We start from the raw sequence: 17,025 nt of genomic DNA, 5'->3' as shown, positions 1-17,025 counted from the left end.
AGTAAAAAGAGAAATCAAAACGCTATATTTGTCAATTCAAAAAAAAAACCGTGATACAGCTCCACGATAAACGATTCAAACCATTTTTAAGTCAGGCTCAGCTTTTGGCTGCAGTAAAGAATGTTGCAGATAAAATTGCAGCAGATTACAAGGATGAGACACCACTATTTGTTGGGGTCTTAAATGGTTCTTTTATGTTTGTTGCAGATCTTTTAAAAGAATACCAGCACCCTTGTGAAGTGTCATTTGTGAAATTAAGCTCGTATAGTGGCTTAACTTCTACAGGGATTGTAGAAACACTTTTAGATCTTCCAGATAATATTAGTGGCAAGAGTGTTATCATTCTTGAAGATATTATAGATACAGGAAGAACCTTAAAAGAGCTTGTACATTTGTTTTCTCAAACAAATGTGAAAGAGTTTAAAATTGCTACGTTGTTTCATAAGCCATCGGTGTATAACGGAGAATACAAAATTGATTATGTAGGCATGGAAATACCCGACAAGTTTATTGTAGGGTATGGATTAGATTATAACGAGTTAGGAAGAAATTTAAAGGAAGTATACCAATTAAATCAAAATACTATGATTAATCTTGTGTTATTCGGAAAACCTGGTGCTGGCAAGGGCACGCAAGCTGAGTTTTTAAAATCAGAATACAATTTAAAGCATATTTCTACAGGAGATGTTTTTCGATATAACATCAAAAATGATACTGAATTAGGAGTTTTGGCGAAATCTTTTATGGATAAAGGAGATTTAGTTCCTGATGAGGTTACGATTAAAATGTTGCAAGATGAGGTAGAAAAAAATCCGGATGCAGAAGGATTTATCTTCGATGGTTTTCCTCGTACAACAGCGCAAGCAGAAGCTTTAGATGCTTTTTTAGATTCTAAAGACATGAAAATTAATGCAACTATTGCTTTAGAGGCAAATGATGAAGTGTTAATTCAGCGTTTGCTAGAACGTGGTAAGGTAAGTGGTAGACCAGACGATCAAGATGAAAATAAAATTCGCAATCGTTTTGAAGAGTACAATTTAAAAACAGCACCCTTAATTTCTTATTATAAGGGTAAAAATAAATTTTTCAGTGTAAACGGAATTGGAGAAATTTCTGAGATTACGGAAAGATTGAAAAAAGTGATAGATACGCTTTAGGTTGCAAAACAACCACATACACTATAGATAGAATAAAATGACGGAAGGGAATTTTGTAGATTACGTAAAAGTAAATTTAGAATCGGGTAAAGGCGGAAAAGGATCCGTGCATTTACACCGAGAAAAATTTATTACTAAAGGAGGTCCTGATGGTGGTGATGGTGGTCGTGGTGGTCATGTTATTGTAAGAGGTAGTAAAGATCTATGGACGCTTTTAAATTTTAAATTTAAGAGAAGTTTTAGAGCGGGTCATGGAGAACATGGTGCAAAAAGTAGAAGTACAGGAGCTGATGGCGTAGATGTATATTTAGATGTGCCTTTAGGGACAGTTATTAAAGATGCCGATACAGAAGAAGTGCTTCTTGAGATAACAGAAGAAGGAGAAGAAAAAATATTGGTTCCCGGTGGCTTAGGGGGCCGTGGAAATTGGCATTTTAGAACGTCTACAAATCAGACGCCTAGATATGCGCAACCAGGAATTCCTGGACAAGAATTGTCTGTAATTTTAGAATTAAAATTATTAGCAGATGTTGGTTTGGTTGGTTTCCCTAATGCGGGTAAATCTACCTTGTTGTCTGTATTAACAACGGCTAAACCTAAAATAGCAGATTACGAGTTTACCACATTAAAACCAAATTTAGGGATTGTAAAATACCGTGAATTTCAGAGTTTTGTGATGGCAGATATCCCGGGTATTATTGAAGGAGCTGCCGAAGGAAAAGGATTGGGGTATTATTTTTTAAGGCATATAGAACGTAATTCTACATTACTCTTTTTAATCCCTGCAGATAGTAAGGATGTAAAGAATGAATACGAAATTCTTTTAGATGAGCTTAGAAGGTACAACCCTGAAATGTTGGATAAAGAACGTTTGGTTGTAATTTCTAAGAGCGATATGCTCGATGAAGAATTACAATCAGAAATGAGAAGTGAGCTAGAAAAGCAAATAAAAGATGTGCCTTTTATGTTTATCTCATCGGTAGCACAATTGGGTCTTGTAGAGTTAAAAGATAAGCTCTGGAAGATGCTAAACGATTAATTTTTAGGGTGATTATTTTTTAGGTATTTTTGTGTAAATCATTACGTATGAAAAAGATAGGTTTTTTAATAGTCTTATTTCTTATTGTTTCTTGTAGCGCTGTACGCGTAAATTACGATTACGATACCAAAACAGATTTTACTTCGTATACAACCTATAATTATTATCCCGATTTAGTATCGGGATTAAGTGGTCTTGATGAAAAGAGAATTATAGTACTTATAGATTCTACAATGCAAGCTAAAGGCATTCAGCTTTCTGAAGAGCCAGATTTTTTAATCAATATACAAAGCAATCAATTTCAAGCTGCGCAAAACAATAATGTGGGCGTAGGGCTAGGCAGTACTGGCAGAAATGTTGGTGGAGGTATCTCAATAGGAATTCCTGTAGGGCAACCAAAGGTGGAGCGTGAGATACAAATTGATTTTGTAGACAGTCAGAAAGAATTTTTATTCTGGCAAGCAGTAAGTGCAAGCGGATTTAAAGAAAATACGACGCCAGATGCACGGGAACAAAAACTAAAGCAAATTGTTGACAAAGTGTTTAATAAGTATCCACCGAAAGCCAATTAAATACTTTTTTAGTACTAAAAGTTGCCAGTTCTTTGCAGCTGATTATTTTTTAAGTTTTTTTTAAGTTTTTTCCGAAGTCTTTTTTTAGATACCTAACGTATCTATGTAGTTATTTCCCCCCAACACCCCATTTCGGAGAAAAAAATAAACAATAATTTGTAGTAGCGGTAATATGTCGTTTTTTATGGTGAAGCGTGCGGAGTTTTATATTGAGAATAATAAAGTAGAAGTTTTTCATTCTTTATTAAAGCAGTTTGTACATTTAAATGGCAAACGTGTTTCTGAGAAATTTGGATTTTTACAATCAGAACATTATTTTAAGCTTAATGGTAGTAACTACGACCTTAGACTAACACCAAATTTTATTAAACCGGTTGCTAAAACCTTAAAGGTGCATAAAAACAGTGTGCCTGTAAATTTAGAAAATTCTATAGTACATAGTTCAAGAATCTTATTGATACTCGTAATTGCGGTAGGTATCTGGTTAGGTTTTATGATCGGAGTAAATCTTTATGCTGCTATTTGGGGGTAGTTCCTCTATTTTCCACTCACAACTTTAATTTTACCGTTCCCCATAATTGCATAAATTATAGTGGTTTTCGTATGTAGCTTTGTTTAGAGAAAAAATCAATTTTCTTTTTTTGTAACAAGTTAAGTAGTTGTGCTACAAATATTTAATGAGAAGCTAAAAAAGAATTAATCTTTAAATACACACACCAATGAAAAAAAGAAACCACAACATTAATCTAATGTTACTCATTGCATTTACAGCATTGAGTCTGCAATTTGCGGAAGCCCAAGACGCTACAGGGTCATGGAAAGGAACACTTTCTATTCAAGGCACAGAAATGCCATTGATTTTCAATATCTCTGAAGAGGAAGGAATATTAACGTCAACGATGGATAGTCCTTCTCAAGGCGCGACAGACATCCCTATGGATGAAACTACCTTAGTAGGGGAAGAGTTGAGTATTCATTTTAAACAAGCAGGTATTAAATATGTAGGATCTATTGATGAAGTTAAAATTACTGGTACATTTTACCAAGCAGGAATGGAATTTCCATTAGTTTTGGAGAAAACAGAAAAAATGATTCCAGGAAATACCGCTTTGCCAAGTTCTGATGAAGCGTTAACAGCATTAGCACAAGCCGATAGTGGCAATTTTAAATATACAGTTTCAGATTATTTCGCAAAGCCAAAAGCTTCATCGTTCAATTATGCTCCTAATGGCAAGTATATTTCATACATGGAGAAAGATGATGAAGGCAAACGTCACGTTTATGTAAAAGAAATTGCGACAGGAAAAATTACAAGAGCAATAGAAGAGAAAGAAGAACTAATTAGAGGGTATGGCTGGGTTAATAATAACCGATTGGTTTACCTAATGGATCAAGGTGGTGATGAAAACTACCATTTATATGCCGCAGATTTGGATGGTGCAAATCAAAAAGATTTAACGGCTTTTGAAAAAGTAAAAGCAAATTTCTTAGAATTACTGAAAGAAGATAAAGATCATATTATCATTTCTTTAAATAAGAATAATCCTCAGATTTTTGATCCTTATAAAGTAAATGTGGTAACCGGAGCCTTAGAGCAATTGTATAAGAACGAAGATGTAGCCAATCCAATTATGGGTTACAATTTTGATAAAGATGGAAACTTAAAAGCGTTTACAAAATTACGAGATGGTGTAGTGCAAGATTTGTACTATGCGAATACTGATGGGGAGTTTGAAATTGTTAAAAGCCTAAATTGGAAGGAAGCTTTTTCTATTTTAAGTTTTGATTATGCTTCGGAAAATAAAGACGATGCCTATGTAGTGTCTAACTTAACGAGTGATAAGTCAGAAATTATCTTGTTTGATTTTAAGCAAAACAAGGAACTAAAGAAAGTGTTTGCAAATGATATGTATGATGTGTCTAACCTTTCGCTATCCAGAAAAAGAAATTACGAATTAGATTATTTCCAGTACGAAGGTGAAAAATCTATCATTGTTCCTGTGAGCGACTATTACAAGAAGCTTCATAAAAAATTTGAAAAAGAATTTGATGGAAAACAATTTGGTATTGCCGATGCTACCGATGATGAAAATAACTACTTGTTATACGTAACGAGTGATAAATTAGCGGGTGTTTATTATTCTTATGATGTAAAGAAAGACGAATTTAAAATGGTGTACAATATCATGCCTCAATTAAAAGAGGAAGATATGGCAGAAGTACGTCCTATAACGTTCCAAAGTAGAGATGGACTTACATTACATGGGTATATCACCATGCCAAAAGCAGCTTTAGACGGATCGAAAGTTCCTGTAATTGTAAATCCACATGGAGGGCCACAAGGAGTTCGTGATTCTTGGGGATTTAATCCTGAAGCACAACTTTTCGCAAGTAGAGGCTATGCAACCTTACAGGTGAATTTTAGAATTTCCGGCGGATATGGTAAAAAGTTTTTGGAATCTGGTTTTAAACAAATCGGAAGAAAAGCGATGGATGATGTGGAAGACGGATTAGCGTATGTCATCGAGCAAGGTTGGGTGGCTAAAGATAAAGCGGCTATTTATGGAGGTAGTCACGGTGGTTATGCGGTATTAAGAGGCCTGACGAAAACACCAGATTTGTATGCATGTGGTGTAGATTATGTGGGAGTATCAAATATTTTTACATTTATGAATACAATGCCTCCTTACTGGAAGCCTTATGTGAAAATCATAAAAGAGATTTGGTATGATGAGGCGATTCCTGAAGAGAAAATCATCATGGAAGAAGTTTCTCCAGTGTATCATATTGATAAAATTAAAAAGCCATTATTCGTTGTACAAGGCGCTAATGATCCTCGTGTAAATATAGATGAGTCAGATCAGATTGTAAGTGCGTTACGAGCTAAAGGAGTAGATGTTCCTTATATGGTAAAGTATGATGAAGGGCATGGTTTTTCTAAAGAGGAAAACAGAATTGCGTTGTATGAAGCAATGTTGGGGTTCTATGCTAAACATTTAGGTGAGAAGTAAACAACTTAAAGACTAATACTTGAAAGGGAGCCATTTGGCTCCCTTTTTTTATGCCTGGTAATATAATTGAATAGTGTTATTTCAATTCAGTTTTAGGTATTCCCCGTTCGCTCTTGAAAAACTACCGTTGGTCATAAAGTAGTTTTAAATACTTGATAATCACTATATCTTTACATCATAATAGAAAACAAATCATCAATCAATAAAATAATCATCTTATGAAAAATTTAGTTTACACCTTCGGAATTATCGCTACAATGACCATGTCTAATGTTGCAAGTGCACATGTAAATCCAAATGATAAAAGTGCAAAAATAGAAACTACAAGCATTAAAAATGTAGCACCTTTAAGTATCGCTGTTGCAAAGAGTGATCTAAATACGGTTAAGAAATTTATAGAATTTGGCGCCGATATAGAAGTTAAAACAGAAGTGAACGGAATGACCCCATTAATGTATGCTGCTCGTTATAATAATGTATCGATGATAAAATTATTATTGGACAATGGCGCGGATAAAGATGCTGTTTCAAAAATGGGATTCACGGCTTTAAAATATGCAGAACTTTCTGGAGCAACTGCAGTTTCAGCACTATTAAAATAATACGAAACAAAACATCAATCAATCAATCAATCAATCAATCAATCAAAAATATCTAGAAAAAGGGAGCCAAATGGCTCCCTTTTTTTATGCCTGGTAATATAATTGAATAGTGTTATTTCAATTCAGTTTTAGGTATTCCCCGTTCGCTCTTGAAAAACTACCGTTGGTCATAAAGTAGTTTCAAATACTTGATAATCACTATATCTTTACATCATAATAGAAAACAAATCATCAATCAATCAAAAATATCTAGAAAAAGGGAGCCAAGTGGCTCCCTTTTTTTATGCCTGGTAATATAATTGAATGGTGTTATTTCAATTCGGTTTAGGTATTCCCCGTTCGCTCTTGAAAAACTACCGTTGGTCATAAAGTAGTTTTAAATACTTGATAATCACTATATCTTTACATCATAATAGAAAACAAATCATCAATCAATAAAATAATCATCTTATGAAAAATTTAGTTTACACCTTCGGAATTATCGCTACTATGACTTTATCAAATGTTGCAAGTGCACACGTAAATCCTAATGATAAAAGTGCAAAAGTAGAAACTACAAGTATCAAAAATGTAGCACCTTTAAGTATCGCTGTTGCAAAGAGTGATCTAAATACGGTTAAGAAATTTATAGAATTTGGAGCCGATATAGAAGTTAAAACAGAAGTGAACGGAATGACCCCATTAATGTATGCTGCTCGTTATAATAATGTATCGATGATAAAATTATTATTAGACAATGGCGCGGATAAAGATGCTGTTTCAAAAATGGGATTCACTGCTTTAAAATATGCAGAACTTTCTGGAGCAACCGCAGTTTCAGCACTATTAAAATAATACGGAACAAAACATCAATCAATCAATCAATCAATCAAAAATATCTAGAAAAAGGGAGCCAAATGGCTCCCTTTTTTTATGCCTGGTAATATAATTGAATGGTGTTATTTCAATTCGGTTTTAGGTATTCCCCGTTCGCTCTTGAAAAACTACCGTTGGTCATAAAGTAGTTTTAAATACTTGATAATCACTATATCTTTACATCATAATAGAAAACAAATCATCAATCAATAAAATAATCATCTTATGAAAAATTTAGTTTACACCTTCGGAATTATCGCTACTATGACTTTATCAAGTGTTGCAAATGCACATGTAAATCCTAATGATAAAAGTGCAAAAGTAGAAACTACGAGCATTAAAAATGTAGCGCCTTTAAGTATCGCTGTTGCACAGAGTGATCTAAGTACGGTTAAGAAATTTATAGAATTTGGAGCGGATATAGAAGTTAAAACAGAAGTGAACGGAATGACCCCATTAATGTATGCTGCTCGTTATAATAATGTATCGATGATAAAACTATTATTGGACAATGGAGCAGACAAGGACGCTGTTTCAAAAATGGGATTCACTGCTTTAAAATATGCAGAACTTTCTGGAGCAACCGCAGTTTCAGCACTATTAAAATAATACGAAACATCAATCAATCAATCAATCAATCAATCAAAAATATCTAGAAAAAGGGAGCCAATTGGCTCCCTTTTTTATGCCTGGTAATATAATTGAATGGTGTTATTTCAATTCGGTTTTAGGTATTCCCCGTTCGCTCTTGAAAAACTACCGTTGGTCATAAAGTAGTTTTAAATACTTGATAATCAATATATCTTTACATCATAATAGAAAACAAATCATCAATCAATAAAATAATTATCTTATGAAAAATTTAGTTTACACCTTCGGAATTATCGTTACAATGACCATGTCTAATGTTGCAAGTGCACACGTAAATCCTAATGATAAAAGTGCAAAAGTAGAAACTACAAGTATTAAAAATGTAGCTCCTTTAAGTATTGCTGTTGCACAGAGTGATTTAAATACGGTTAAGAAATTTATAGAATTTGGCGCCGATATAGAAGTTAAAACAGAAGTGAACGGAATGACCCCGTTAATGTATGCTGCTCGTTATAATAATGTATCGATGATAAAATTATTATTGGACAATGGCGCGAATAAAGATGCTGTTTCAAAAATGGGATTCACGGCTTTAAAATATGCAGAACTTTCTGGAGCAACCGCAGTTTCAGCACTATTAAAATAATACGAAACATCAATCAATCAATCAATCAATCAATCAAAAATATCTAGAAAAAGGGAGCCAATTGGCTCCCTTTTTTTATGCCTGGTAATATAATTGAATGGTGTTATTTCAATTCGGTTTTAGGTATTCCCCGTTCGCTCTTGAAAAACTACCGTTGGTCATAAAGTAGTTTCAAATACTTGATAATCAGTATATATTTACATCATAATAGAAAACAAATCATCAATCAATAAAATAATCATCTTATGAAAAATTTAGTTTACACCTTCGGAATTATCGCTACTATGACTTTATCAAATGTTGCAAGTGCACACGTAAATCCAAATGATAAAAGTGCAAAAGTAGAAACTACGAGCATTAAAAATGTAGCACCTTTAAGTATCGCTGTTGCACAGAGTGATCTAAATACGGTTAAGAAATTTATAGAATTTGGTGCGGATATAGAAGTTAAAACAGAAGTGAACGGAATGACCCCATTAATGTATGCTGCTCGTTATAATAATGTATCGATGATAAAATTATTATTGGACAATGGCGCAGATAAAGATGCTGTTTCAAAAATGGGATTCACTGCTTTAAAATATGCAGAACTTTCTGGAGCAACCGCAGTTTCAGCACTATTAAAATAATACGGAACAGAACATCAATCAATCAATCAATCAATCAAAAATATCTAGTAAAAGGGAGCCATTTGGCTCCCTTTTTTTATGCTTCCTATTGAAGCAGTACTATTGGTTTTTTATCATCTGATACTGCTTTCCGTTCCCTCTTCAAAATTTACCGTTAGTCATATAATCATTTCAAATGGTTGATTATCGACGTAAGTTGATGTTAAATAATAACAACAACCAATAAAGTATATCCTTATGAAAGTTTCCATTATGAGTACAAGTATCAAACAAAAAATAGTTACAGCATTAATTTTCACAATTATTATTGGCGGTTTTGCGCTCTATAAATTAGGATATCTGCTGGGGCAATTGATCTATAATTTAGACTATTAATTCATAATTTTAAATACCATAAAACCAAATGAAAAATTACAGTATTATAAAAATGTATTCAGCCTGGTCTACAGAACAGCTCAGAAAGGATGTAGAGCGATTAGTAAATCAAAAAGCAAGTGAAGGCTATGAGATAACAACAGTAGCCTTTGGTATAAACCTTTGGTGGATGCCCACCGCATTTATAACTATTTGTAAATAGCCTACCGTTCACTTATTCTAATTTACCGTTTGCCATAATTCACTTAGATAACCCTTTAAATAGATTTATTTTTAGGGTATAGAAATACAATAACCTTTAAAACCAATAGTATGATCTCTTTAGTAAAATACATTATAGAAATAGTTATTAATCTTATCTTGCTTTAATAATTACTATTTAAGAAAAAACAGTGTGTAAATTCACTTTACAATTTAGAATATATCAGTAATGAATAAAAAAATGCAAGCACAGAATAAAAATCTAAAATACGTAGTGTATACCTTAATTGGTATCGCTTTTTTTATTGCTGTGGTTGGTGTGGTAAGTTTCGTAACACATGAATCAGGACATAGGGAAATAGGAAATATAGATGCCTATAACGCCGGTAAAAGAGTGGGGGCTAGTTTAAGAGTATTCATTAATTTTATTCTAAAAAGCGGATTTTTAATGGGTAGTTTCATTGCTATAGCAGCATCATGGGAGAAAAACAAATCAATATCGAAAGCTATGCTACATGCCGTTCTAAGTTGGGGGTATGTCGTTTATTATGCAATAACCAGAAAAACAATTTTAAACAACTAGCCCTAGTCTAGTGATTTATAATTTCATATGCTAAGAAATAATTAATGATTAAATTTTTAACTAAAAATCCTTTTTGGATCGTACAAATTATAGGTTGGTTTGTCGCAGGCTTGTTTGTGGCTTCTGTGAATAAAGCAGGTTCCAATGTTCAGGCTTTAATTTTTTTATTTGGGAGTGTATTTGTTGTTGGAATTTTTAGCACTTCTCTTTTAAGAGCTTATTTTAAAAAGTTTGTTTCCATAAATAAGGTTGGATTCAAGCAAATAGCACTTATACTATTAGGAACATTCTTAGCGACTATTATTTGGTTTTTATTAAGTTATTGTTTTGGTTATCTCGTGGGTTTTTTGTTAGATTCTGTAGAACTGAAATTAACAAAATCGCTATTAAAAGCACCTAATATTGGCTTTTTGATTTTTATATTAAATTGGTTTTTAATTATAATTTGGACGGTTTTATATTATGGTATAAAAATGTTGATTGATTATAATAGATCACGTATTGATAGGTTACGGTTGCGAGATAAAATAAAACAAGAACAGCTTAATATTTTAAAGGGGCATATAAATCCTGAGTTCATGTTTACGTCCTTAAATAGCATTAAAGGCTTAATGTTAGAAGATGTTTCAGACTCTAGAAATAAACTTACACAGCTGGCAGAGTTGTTACGGTATTCTTTAACTAAAAACAATATCAATACCGTTTTACTGGAGGAAGAGATTGCGTATGTGCATAATTTTATAGATTTAGTTTTTATTGAAAATAAAACAGCATCCACTATTGAATGTACTATTGAAGAAGCAACAAAAAAAATAGATATTCCGCCAATGCTTTTACTTAACATGATAGAATTAGCCACGAAACACGGAGTGTTACTTCATACTATAAAAGGTGAGATTTTTATTCATTCCGAAAGAAAAGAAGATAGGCTTTTTTTAACGGTTACCCATAGCGGAGCGTCTAGTCCAAAATCACAAAGGAAAGTATTAGAGAAAAGTATCCATCAGCGGTTAAAATTGCTTTATAAAGAGGAGGCTCAATTCTCAAGAACTTTTAAAGAGGGGAATACGATACTAGAATTAGTGCTACCCATCATCGAAGAAAAAATCACAGAAGTATAATCCATGAAATTAACGAAGTCAAATAAAGAGCTGCTTTTTTGGATTTTACAAGTCCTAGGCTGGGTAGGAATGAGTTCGCTTATTCTTATTTTTCCTTTTGGTTTTAGTAAGACCTACATGCTGTATAGCTTTTTTGTAGGAAGTGCAATTGGCATTGTGAGTACCTCAATTTTTAGGCATTATTTAAATAATAATATCGACATTGAAGTATTTGGAAAAAGGAGTATTCTAAATTTAGTAGTATCCTTCTTTGCTTGTAGTTTACTTTATTATTTTTTACTATTTACGACTGAAGAAATTTATGAACTGTATGTAGGAAGAACTGCTACGGAAATAGAATGGATAAAAGAAAATATAGGCTTTCTATCTGCAGTATTTAATACCATGATTACTGTTTTTGGGTGGACTATAATTTATTTTGCTATTAAATTTATAATCAGTGCAAACAAAAATAGATTAGAAGGTTTGGAACTTAATGCCACACTGCGAGAAGCACAATTAAATACCTTAAAAGGACAAGTAAATCCGCATTTTATGTTCAATAGCCTTAATAATATTAGAGGTTTAATGTTAGAAGATGTGAATAAATCTCGTGAGATGATTACCAAGCTTTCCGAAATGCTTCAATATGCATTGTCTAAAAATACTGTAGATGCTATTGCTTTAAGTGAAGAAGTAGATATGGTTGATAATTATGTTGCACTCGCTAAAATACAAATGGAAGATAGGCTACACTATGAAAAAGAAATAGCTGCAGAAAGTTTAACTATTATGATTCCTCCAATGATTATACAATTACTGGTTGAAAATGCAGCAAAACATGGGATCTCTAACTTAAAAAATGGAGGTAAAATTCTTTTACAAACTATAGTTACGGCTTCTGAATTACAAATTATAGTAAAAAATACAGGAAAGCTAAGTATCAGTGAAAACTCTACTAAATTAGGATTAAAAAATATACGACAGCGTTTACGATTGCTCTATGGACCTAAAGGTCAGTTTACACTCGAAGAGATAGAAAACGAAGTTGTTGCCACTATAAAAATACCGACCCCATGAAAAAGATAAAAACTGTAATTGTAGAAGATTCTCGTTTGGCTCGTAATGAAATAAAAGAACTCTTAAAACAACATCCTGAATTGGAGCTTGTAGGAGAGGCTGAAAATGTAGATGATGGTTTTGAACTAATCAATGCAACTAAACCCGACTTACTTCTTTTAGATATTAATATGCCAGAGAAGGATGGATTTGAGTTATTAGAGATGTTAGACGATGTCCCTATAACGGTATTTACCACAGCATTTGATGAGTATGCCATTAAATCTTTTGAATACAACGCCTTAGATTATTTATTAAAGCCGATAAATGACAAACGTTTTTCTCAAGCAATAGATAAGGTGAAAATTAAAATAGAAGGAGTTAGTAGTGATGAAACACCTGCGAACACAGAACGCCTTACAGGAAGCAGTCAAATTTTTATTAAGGACGGCGAAAAATGCTGGTTGGTGAAAATAGGGGATATTTTATTGATAGAAATTGTGGGGAATTATTCTCGTGTTTATTTTCAAGACCAAAAGCCAATGCTGTATAAATCTTTAAATCAAGTAGAAGAAAAATTACCTGTAGAAAACTTTTTTAGGGTAAATAGGCAACAGATTATAAACATGAATCACATTAAAAATGTGGTGCCTTGGTTTAATGGTAAGCTTAAGCTAACGATGAATAATGGTGAAGAGGTGGAAGTGTCTAGAAGACAGTCCTATATCTTTAAAGACCGTATGAGCTTTTAGTCGTACTATATTTATATGTTGTAACCAATATTGACCAATTAAAAGACCGGAAATGAATTTAACGGAAAAAAACTTAGAAAAACTTAGGGGAGAATTAAAAGATTTGAAAGTTATAACAGGAGCATTAATAGGTGTTTTGGGAGTTCTCTTTCTATTTTGTGTATATGGCTTAATGACCAATGAAGACAATACCTTTTTTATTTCAATGATTGTTGTTCCAATAGCTTTGAGTGCAATTATTCCTTTGAATTATGGGAAAATGAAAAAAATAAAAATGGAACTGGAATCTTAATAATAAACAGATCTGAATTCAAAGTTGTAGGTTTAATTGCAAATGAGCTTTTAATAGTTTTATGCTTATATTTAGAAACAATAACCACGAACATTTAACTATGAAAAATAAAATACTATTATTTTCAGTACTACTGTTGAGTTTTCTTTCGAACGCTCAAAATAGTAAAGAAGTTTCTCAAGAATGGATTTCTATTAGTCAGTTTTTAGATGTTACGGTAGAAAAGGACACTAAATTTAAACTAATTGGATTTGCAAAGGCAGATTTGGTTGATGAAAAAGCAATGGCAGCTCTCTGGGCAAGGGTTGATAATCAAGGAGGGGAATTAGGTTTTTTTGATAATATGGGAGACCGGCCAATACGGTTAAATGAATGGAAATCTTACACGATTGAAGGTGTTTTAACTAAAGATGCTGAAACTTTAAATTTTGGAGGCTTATGTTATGGAAATGGAACTTATCTCTTTGATGAATTTCAACTGTTTATTGAGAATTCTGAAGGGGTATTGGCGCCAGTAGCTATTGATAATGCAAGTTTTGAAAGCGGAGTATCTAACAGTTTAATTCCTAAATGGAGCCAAGGAATAGGCCGGGGACAAGTTATTAAAGTAAAAGAATTTGAAATAAGCTCAAGCGATGATGCTGCAGTGGGTAAAAAATCTGTTAAATTAATAGGAGCGGGGATAGAACTTTCTGTTGCGACTATAGGCAATGTAGAAGGAGCGTCTCCTCAAATCGGTTCCATGATTTCTATGTTAGAGGATTTAAAATCTAGGGTAGAAAGTAGAGTTCAAAATATGTCTCAATATGAGCTTGATCATCTTCACGATGAAAAAGCAAATAGAATAGGGGCTTTGATTATGCATTTAGCAGCAGCAGAAAAGTATTATCAAGTATTTACTTTTGAAGGCCGTGGTTTTAATGAAGAAGAAAATGAAATTTGGTTGGATGCTTTAAATTTGGGAGCTGCCGCTCGAGATAAATACAAAGGGCATGAAGTGCAGTACTACCTAGATATATATAATGAAGTACGAGCAGAAACAATTGCAGAACTTAAAAAGAGAGATGATAAGTGGTTTGAAGAAATACAACCAAGTTCAGATATAAGTAATCACTATTGCTGGTTTCATGTGATGGAACACCAATCTAGTCATTTAGGGCAAATACTTTTTTTAGCGAAACGTATTCCACCAAAAGTAGAAATAAATATTCCTGAGCCAATCATAGATTAGTCTAATGAATTAAAAAGTATTGACTTCAAAAAAATACACATTCATTTAAAATTTCATAATAAGAATTATGCTAATTGGTTGGGCGGGTGCAGTACTTTTTATTTTGTCATACTTATTACTAAGTATAGGTAGACTATCATCCAAGTCTAAAGTGTATCATATTTTAAATATACTTGGCGCCATTTGTTTGGTCATAAACGGATTTATTCTACAAGATGTTCCAAATATTGTCGTCAATCTAATTTGGGGGTTAATAGGAGTATATGCTGTTATCAAAATTGTTAAGTGATATTTCCGCTAATCTATAAAATCAAGAATATTTAACGCATACTTAATGTAAACTTGCTCTTTTTTCTTGTAATCTTCCGTGTTTTCATTAAAAGTACCTAAATAATAATAAGCACCATCAATTAAAGCAAATATGATTTCTGTAATTTCATGAATATCTTTATTGCAAATTATACCGTTTTCTTTTGCTTCAGTAAGTTTTGTGTCTAAAACGGTATGTAGTGCTTGTAGATAGCTTTTAAAGCTGTCGTTGAAATCTTTTTTTCTATAAATTAAAGCGTAACAACTGTAAAAAACACCGTCATCAAAATATTTATTCCAATTTCTTGAAAAAAGAGAGGTTATTAGATTGTGAAGTTTTTGTCTGGTATCTATAATGCCATTTTCATCGTTTTGAACAATATTTAAATGCTGTTCTAATATAAACTCATTTAACCCAATTAGAAGTTCGTCCTTGGTTTTGAAATAGTGCATAATTAAGCCATTACTTATGCTTAAATCCTCGGCAACTTTAGCAATTGAGGTGTTTTCTAGGCCAATCTCTTTTGCTACTTTATAGAATGCTTTTATTATTTCTTTTCGTCTAGCTACAGATACACTTTTTCTTCCCATGTAAGATTTTTATTTAGACAAATGTAACATATTATGATAATTACGGCTTTGTGTAGTCCATTACAAATTAACATTTATTTAAAGTTTTATTAATTGAACGTTCATTCAATTAATAATTTATAAAAATACTTTTGACGCAGATTTTAGTGTAACCAATTAAACCTAAAAAATGCGACCACAAGTAAAATACATTTTATTTTTTTCATTTTTAATAACACAAGTACTAGTTGCGCAGCACCATAAAAATTCAGTAAAGGAAAAGAAAGTTGTTTTCGTAATTGTAGATGGTATAGCTACAGATATGCTCCAAAAAGCACCAACCCCTTTTTTAGATAGTATCTCAGCTGGTGGTAGTTATTCTAAAGCCTATGTAGGTGGTAAAAAAGATGCCTACTCAGAAACCCCAACAATTTCTGCAGTTGGCTATAATAGCTTGCTTACAGGGACTTGGGTAAATAAGCACAATGTGTACGGCAACAGTATTAAGGCGCCAAATTATAATTATCCAACAATTTTCCAGGTTTTTAAAGGGCAATACCCAAATAAAAAAACAGCAATTTTTTCTACGTGGTTAGACAATAGAACAAAATTGATTGAAGGTATTGGTTCAGATAAAAATGTAACCCTAGACTATGCTTTTGATGGGTTTGAACTAGATACAATTAAGTATCCCCATGATGCCTTACGTCAGTATATAAAAAACATTGATAAGCTTGTTGCAGAAGAAGCGGCAAGATACATTAAAACAGAGGCGCCAGATTTATCGTGGGTGTATTTGGAATATTCTGATGATGTTGGTCATGGATTAGGCGATAGTCCGCAATTAGATCTGGCTATTACGTATGAAGATAATTTAGTAGGTAAAATATGGAATGCTGTAAAAGAACGTGAAGCAAACTTTAATGAAGATTGGTTACTCGTTGTAACTACAGATCATGGCCGAAGCCCAAAAGATGGCCGTCATCATGGAGGGCAAACAGATCGAGAGCGTGCAACATGGGTTGTTACGAATGAAAAAAATACAAACGACTTTTTTAAAAATGAGCTTGTTGCAATTACAGATATCTATCCAACGATGTTGCGTTTTCTAAATATTGAGGTATCAAAAGAGGTACGCTATGAAATTGATGGAACACCATTAATTGGTCCTGTAGATGCTTTTGATTTAACTGCAAGTAAAGAGAATGATAACCTAGTCCTCCGTTGGAAGAACGCTACTAAAAATGGTGAAAAAGGAACCTTTTATACCTCGGACACCAATGAATTTAAAGAGGGTAAAAAAGATACTTATAAAAAAGTAGCTAGAGTGAGTTTGGCTAATGAAGAGACTACGCTATCGCTTAAAAAGCATAAAAGCAAGATGTTAAAAATAGTATTAGAAACTCCAAATAATGTACTTAATACATGGTACATCAATAATAACTAAAACC

General features: G+C 32.7%; 20 protein-coding genes. 19 read left to right on the top strand and 1 reads right to left on the bottom strand.

Going from position 1 to position 17,025, the window contains the following annotated elements; translation table 11 throughout:
• Window positions 1–50 precede the first annotated feature (50 nt).
• The 18 genes from GQR94_RS03945 to GQR94_RS03865 all read left to right on the top strand — a co-directional run bounded on the left by GQR94_RS03945 (window position 51) and on the right by GQR94_RS03865 (window position 14,695).
• Entirely contained in the window at window positions 51–1,157 is a 1,107-nt protein-coding gene (locus GQR94_RS03945) for an adenylate kinase (protein ID WP_158974260.1), read from the top strand.
• 37 nt (window positions 1,158–1,194) lie between these two features.
• On the top strand, window positions 1,195–2,196 hold the full coding sequence (gene obgE, locus GQR94_RS03940; protein WP_158974259.1) for a GTPase ObgE: 1,002 nt from the start codon (window positions 1,195–1,197) through the stop codon (window positions 2,194–2,196).
• 47 nt (window positions 2,197–2,243) lie between these two features.
• Window positions 2,244–2,768, top strand: coding sequence for a DUF4136 domain-containing protein (locus tag GQR94_RS03935; protein ID WP_158974258.1), 525 nt, complete (start codon window positions 2,244–2,246; stop codon window positions 2,766–2,768).
• A 184-nt stretch (window positions 2,769–2,952) separates the two neighbouring features.
• The gene (locus tag GQR94_RS03930) at window positions 2,953–3,300 is read left to right on the top strand and encodes a hypothetical protein (RefSeq protein WP_158974257.1); all 348 of its coding nucleotides are present in this window, start codon (window positions 2,953–2,955) and stop codon (window positions 3,298–3,300) included.
• Window positions 3,301–3,517: 217 nt separating this feature from the next.
• Window positions 3,518–5,779: a S9 family peptidase gene (locus GQR94_RS03925; RefSeq protein WP_158979492.1), complete on the top strand. Its 2,262-nt coding sequence runs from the start codon at window positions 3,518–3,520 to the stop codon at window positions 5,777–5,779.
• 218 nt (window positions 5,780–5,997) lie between these two features.
• The gene (locus GQR94_RS03920) at window positions 5,998–6,381 is read left to right on the top strand and encodes an ankyrin repeat domain-containing protein (RefSeq protein WP_158974256.1); all 384 of its coding nucleotides are present in this window, start codon (window positions 5,998–6,000) and stop codon (window positions 6,379–6,381) included.
• Window positions 6,382–6,831: 450 nt separating this feature from the next.
• Window positions 6,832–7,215, top strand: coding sequence for an ankyrin repeat domain-containing protein (locus tag GQR94_RS03915; RefSeq protein ID WP_158974255.1), 384 nt, complete (start codon window positions 6,832–6,834; stop codon window positions 7,213–7,215).
• A gap of 246 nt (window positions 7,216–7,461) precedes the next feature.
• The gene (locus GQR94_RS03910; RefSeq protein WP_158974254.1) at window positions 7,462–7,845 is read left to right on the top strand and encodes an ankyrin repeat domain-containing protein; all 384 of its coding nucleotides are present in this window, start codon (window positions 7,462–7,464) and stop codon (window positions 7,843–7,845) included.
• Between the two features lie 244 nt (window positions 7,846–8,089).
• On the top strand, window positions 8,090–8,473 hold the full coding sequence (locus tag GQR94_RS03905) for an ankyrin repeat domain-containing protein (RefSeq protein WP_158974253.1): 384 nt from the start codon (window positions 8,090–8,092) through the stop codon (window positions 8,471–8,473).
• A gap of 245 nt (window positions 8,474–8,718) precedes the next feature.
• A complete protein-coding gene (locus GQR94_RS03900) occupies window positions 8,719–9,102 on the top strand; it encodes an ankyrin repeat domain-containing protein (protein WP_158974252.1) in 384 nt (127 codons plus the stop codon).
• Window positions 9,103–9,354: 252 nt separating this feature from the next.
• Window positions 9,355–9,477, top strand: coding sequence for a hypothetical protein (locus tag GQR94_RS22820; RefSeq protein ID WP_255451543.1), 123 nt, complete (start codon window positions 9,355–9,357; stop codon window positions 9,475–9,477).
• A gap of 28 nt (window positions 9,478–9,505) precedes the next feature.
• Window positions 9,506–9,679 carry a hypothetical protein gene (locus GQR94_RS03895; RefSeq protein WP_158974251.1) on the top strand — a complete coding sequence of 58 codons (174 nt, stop codon included), beginning with the start codon at window positions 9,506–9,508 and terminating at the stop codon, window positions 9,677–9,679.
• A 228-nt stretch (window positions 9,680–9,907) separates the two neighbouring features.
• Entirely contained in the window at window positions 9,908–10,261 is a 354-nt protein-coding gene (locus GQR94_RS03890; protein WP_158974250.1) for a hypothetical protein, read from the top strand.
• Between the two features lie 44 nt (window positions 10,262–10,305).
• Entirely contained in the window at window positions 10,306–11,382 is a 1,077-nt protein-coding gene (locus tag GQR94_RS03885) for a sensor histidine kinase (RefSeq protein WP_158974249.1), read from the top strand.
• 3 nt (window positions 11,383–11,385) lie between these two features.
• Window positions 11,386–12,441: a sensor histidine kinase gene (locus GQR94_RS03880; protein WP_158974248.1), complete on the top strand. Its 1,056-nt coding sequence runs from the start codon at window positions 11,386–11,388 to the stop codon at window positions 12,439–12,441.
• A complete protein-coding gene (locus GQR94_RS03875; RefSeq protein ID WP_158974247.1) occupies window positions 12,438–13,172 on the top strand; it encodes a LytTR family DNA-binding domain-containing protein in 735 nt (244 codons plus the stop codon). Before GQR94_RS03880 ends, GQR94_RS03875 begins: the two co-directional genes overlap by 4 nt.
• A 52-nt stretch (window positions 13,173–13,224) precedes the next feature.
• Entirely contained in the window at window positions 13,225–13,464 is a 240-nt protein-coding gene (locus GQR94_RS03870; protein ID WP_158974246.1) for a hypothetical protein, read from the top strand.
• A gap of 100 nt (window positions 13,465–13,564) precedes the next feature.
• Window positions 13,565–14,695 carry a DinB family protein gene (locus GQR94_RS03865; RefSeq protein WP_158974245.1) on the top strand — a complete coding sequence of 377 codons (1,131 nt, stop codon included), beginning with the start codon at window positions 13,565–13,567 and terminating at the stop codon, window positions 14,693–14,695.
• 297 nt (window positions 14,696–14,992) lie between these two features.
• Here GQR94_RS03865 and GQR94_RS03860 read toward each other — a convergent pair whose 3' ends face one another.
• Window positions 14,993–15,595, bottom strand: a complete 603-nt coding sequence (locus GQR94_RS03860; RefSeq protein WP_158974244.1) for a TetR family transcriptional regulator — start codon at window positions 15,593–15,595, stop codon at window positions 14,993–14,995.
• Between the two features lie 169 nt (window positions 15,596–15,764).
• Here GQR94_RS03860 and GQR94_RS03855 point away from each other — a divergent pair, with 169 nt between their 5' ends.
• The gene (locus GQR94_RS03855) at window positions 15,765–17,021 is read left to right on the top strand and encodes an alkaline phosphatase family protein (RefSeq protein ID WP_158974243.1); all 1,257 of its coding nucleotides are present in this window, start codon (window positions 15,765–15,767) and stop codon (window positions 17,019–17,021) included.
• Window positions 17,022–17,025 lie beyond the last annotated feature (4 nt).

The sequence above is a fragment of the Cellulophaga sp. L1A9 genome, assembly GCF_009797025.1.
GTDB lineage: Bacteria > Bacteroidota > Bacteroidia > Flavobacteriales > Flavobacteriaceae > Cellulophaga.
This window is presented reverse-complemented; position numbering and strand designations above follow the sequence as displayed.

Excerpts from the sequence above, each read along its gene's own strand:
- GQR94_RS03860 (WP_158974244.1), bottom strand. The coding sequence starts at position 15,595 with ATGGGAAGAAAAAGTGTATCTGTAGCTAGACGAAAAGAAATAATAAAA.
- GQR94_RS03855 (WP_158974243.1), top strand. The coding sequence starts at position 15,765 with ATGCGACCACAAGTAAAATACATTTTATTTTTTTCATTTTTAATAACA.
- GQR94_RS03935 (WP_158974258.1), top strand. The coding sequence starts at position 2,244 with ATGAAAAAGATAGGTTTTTTAATAGTCTTATTTCTTATTGTTTCTTGT.
- GQR94_RS03920 (WP_158974256.1), top strand. The coding sequence starts at position 5,998 with ATGAAAAATTTAGTTTACACCTTCGGAATTATCGCTACAATGACCATG.
- GQR94_RS03870 (WP_158974246.1), top strand. The coding sequence starts at position 13,225 with ATGAATTTAACGGAAAAAAACTTAGAAAAACTTAGGGGAGAATTAAAA.
- GQR94_RS03885 (WP_158974249.1), top strand. The coding sequence starts at position 10,306 with ATGATTAAATTTTTAACTAAAAATCCTTTTTGGATCGTACAAATTATA.
- GQR94_RS03905 (WP_158974253.1), top strand. The coding sequence starts at position 8,090 with ATGAAAAATTTAGTTTACACCTTCGGAATTATCGTTACAATGACCATG.
- GQR94_RS03895 (WP_158974251.1), top strand. The coding sequence starts at position 9,506 with ATGAAAAATTACAGTATTATAAAAATGTATTCAGCCTGGTCTACAGAA.
- GQR94_RS03865 (WP_158974245.1), top strand. The coding sequence starts at position 13,565 with ATGAAAAATAAAATACTATTATTTTCAGTACTACTGTTGAGTTTTCTT.
- obgE (WP_158974259.1), top strand. The coding sequence starts at position 1,195 with ATGACGGAAGGGAATTTTGTAGATTACGTAAAAGTAAATTTAGAATCG.
- GQR94_RS22820 (WP_255451543.1), top strand. The coding sequence starts at position 9,355 with ATGAGTACAAGTATCAAACAAAAAATAGTTACAGCATTAATTTTCACA.
- GQR94_RS03930 (WP_158974257.1), top strand. The coding sequence starts at position 2,953 with ATGGTGAAGCGTGCGGAGTTTTATATTGAGAATAATAAAGTAGAAGTT.
- GQR94_RS03925 (WP_158979492.1), top strand. The coding sequence starts at position 3,518 with ATGTTACTCATTGCATTTACAGCATTGAGTCTGCAATTTGCGGAAGCC.
- GQR94_RS03910 (WP_158974254.1), top strand. The coding sequence starts at position 7,462 with ATGAAAAATTTAGTTTACACCTTCGGAATTATCGCTACTATGACTTTA.
- GQR94_RS03900 (WP_158974252.1), top strand. The coding sequence starts at position 8,719 with ATGAAAAATTTAGTTTACACCTTCGGAATTATCGCTACTATGACTTTA.
- GQR94_RS03880 (WP_158974248.1), top strand. The coding sequence starts at position 11,386 with ATGAAATTAACGAAGTCAAATAAAGAGCTGCTTTTTTGGATTTTACAA.
- GQR94_RS03890 (WP_158974250.1), top strand. The coding sequence starts at position 9,908 with ATGAATAAAAAAATGCAAGCACAGAATAAAAATCTAAAATACGTAGTG.
- GQR94_RS03915 (WP_158974255.1), top strand. The coding sequence starts at position 6,832 with ATGAAAAATTTAGTTTACACCTTCGGAATTATCGCTACTATGACTTTA.
- GQR94_RS03875 (WP_158974247.1), top strand. The coding sequence starts at position 12,438 with ATGAAAAAGATAAAAACTGTAATTGTAGAAGATTCTCGTTTGGCTCGT.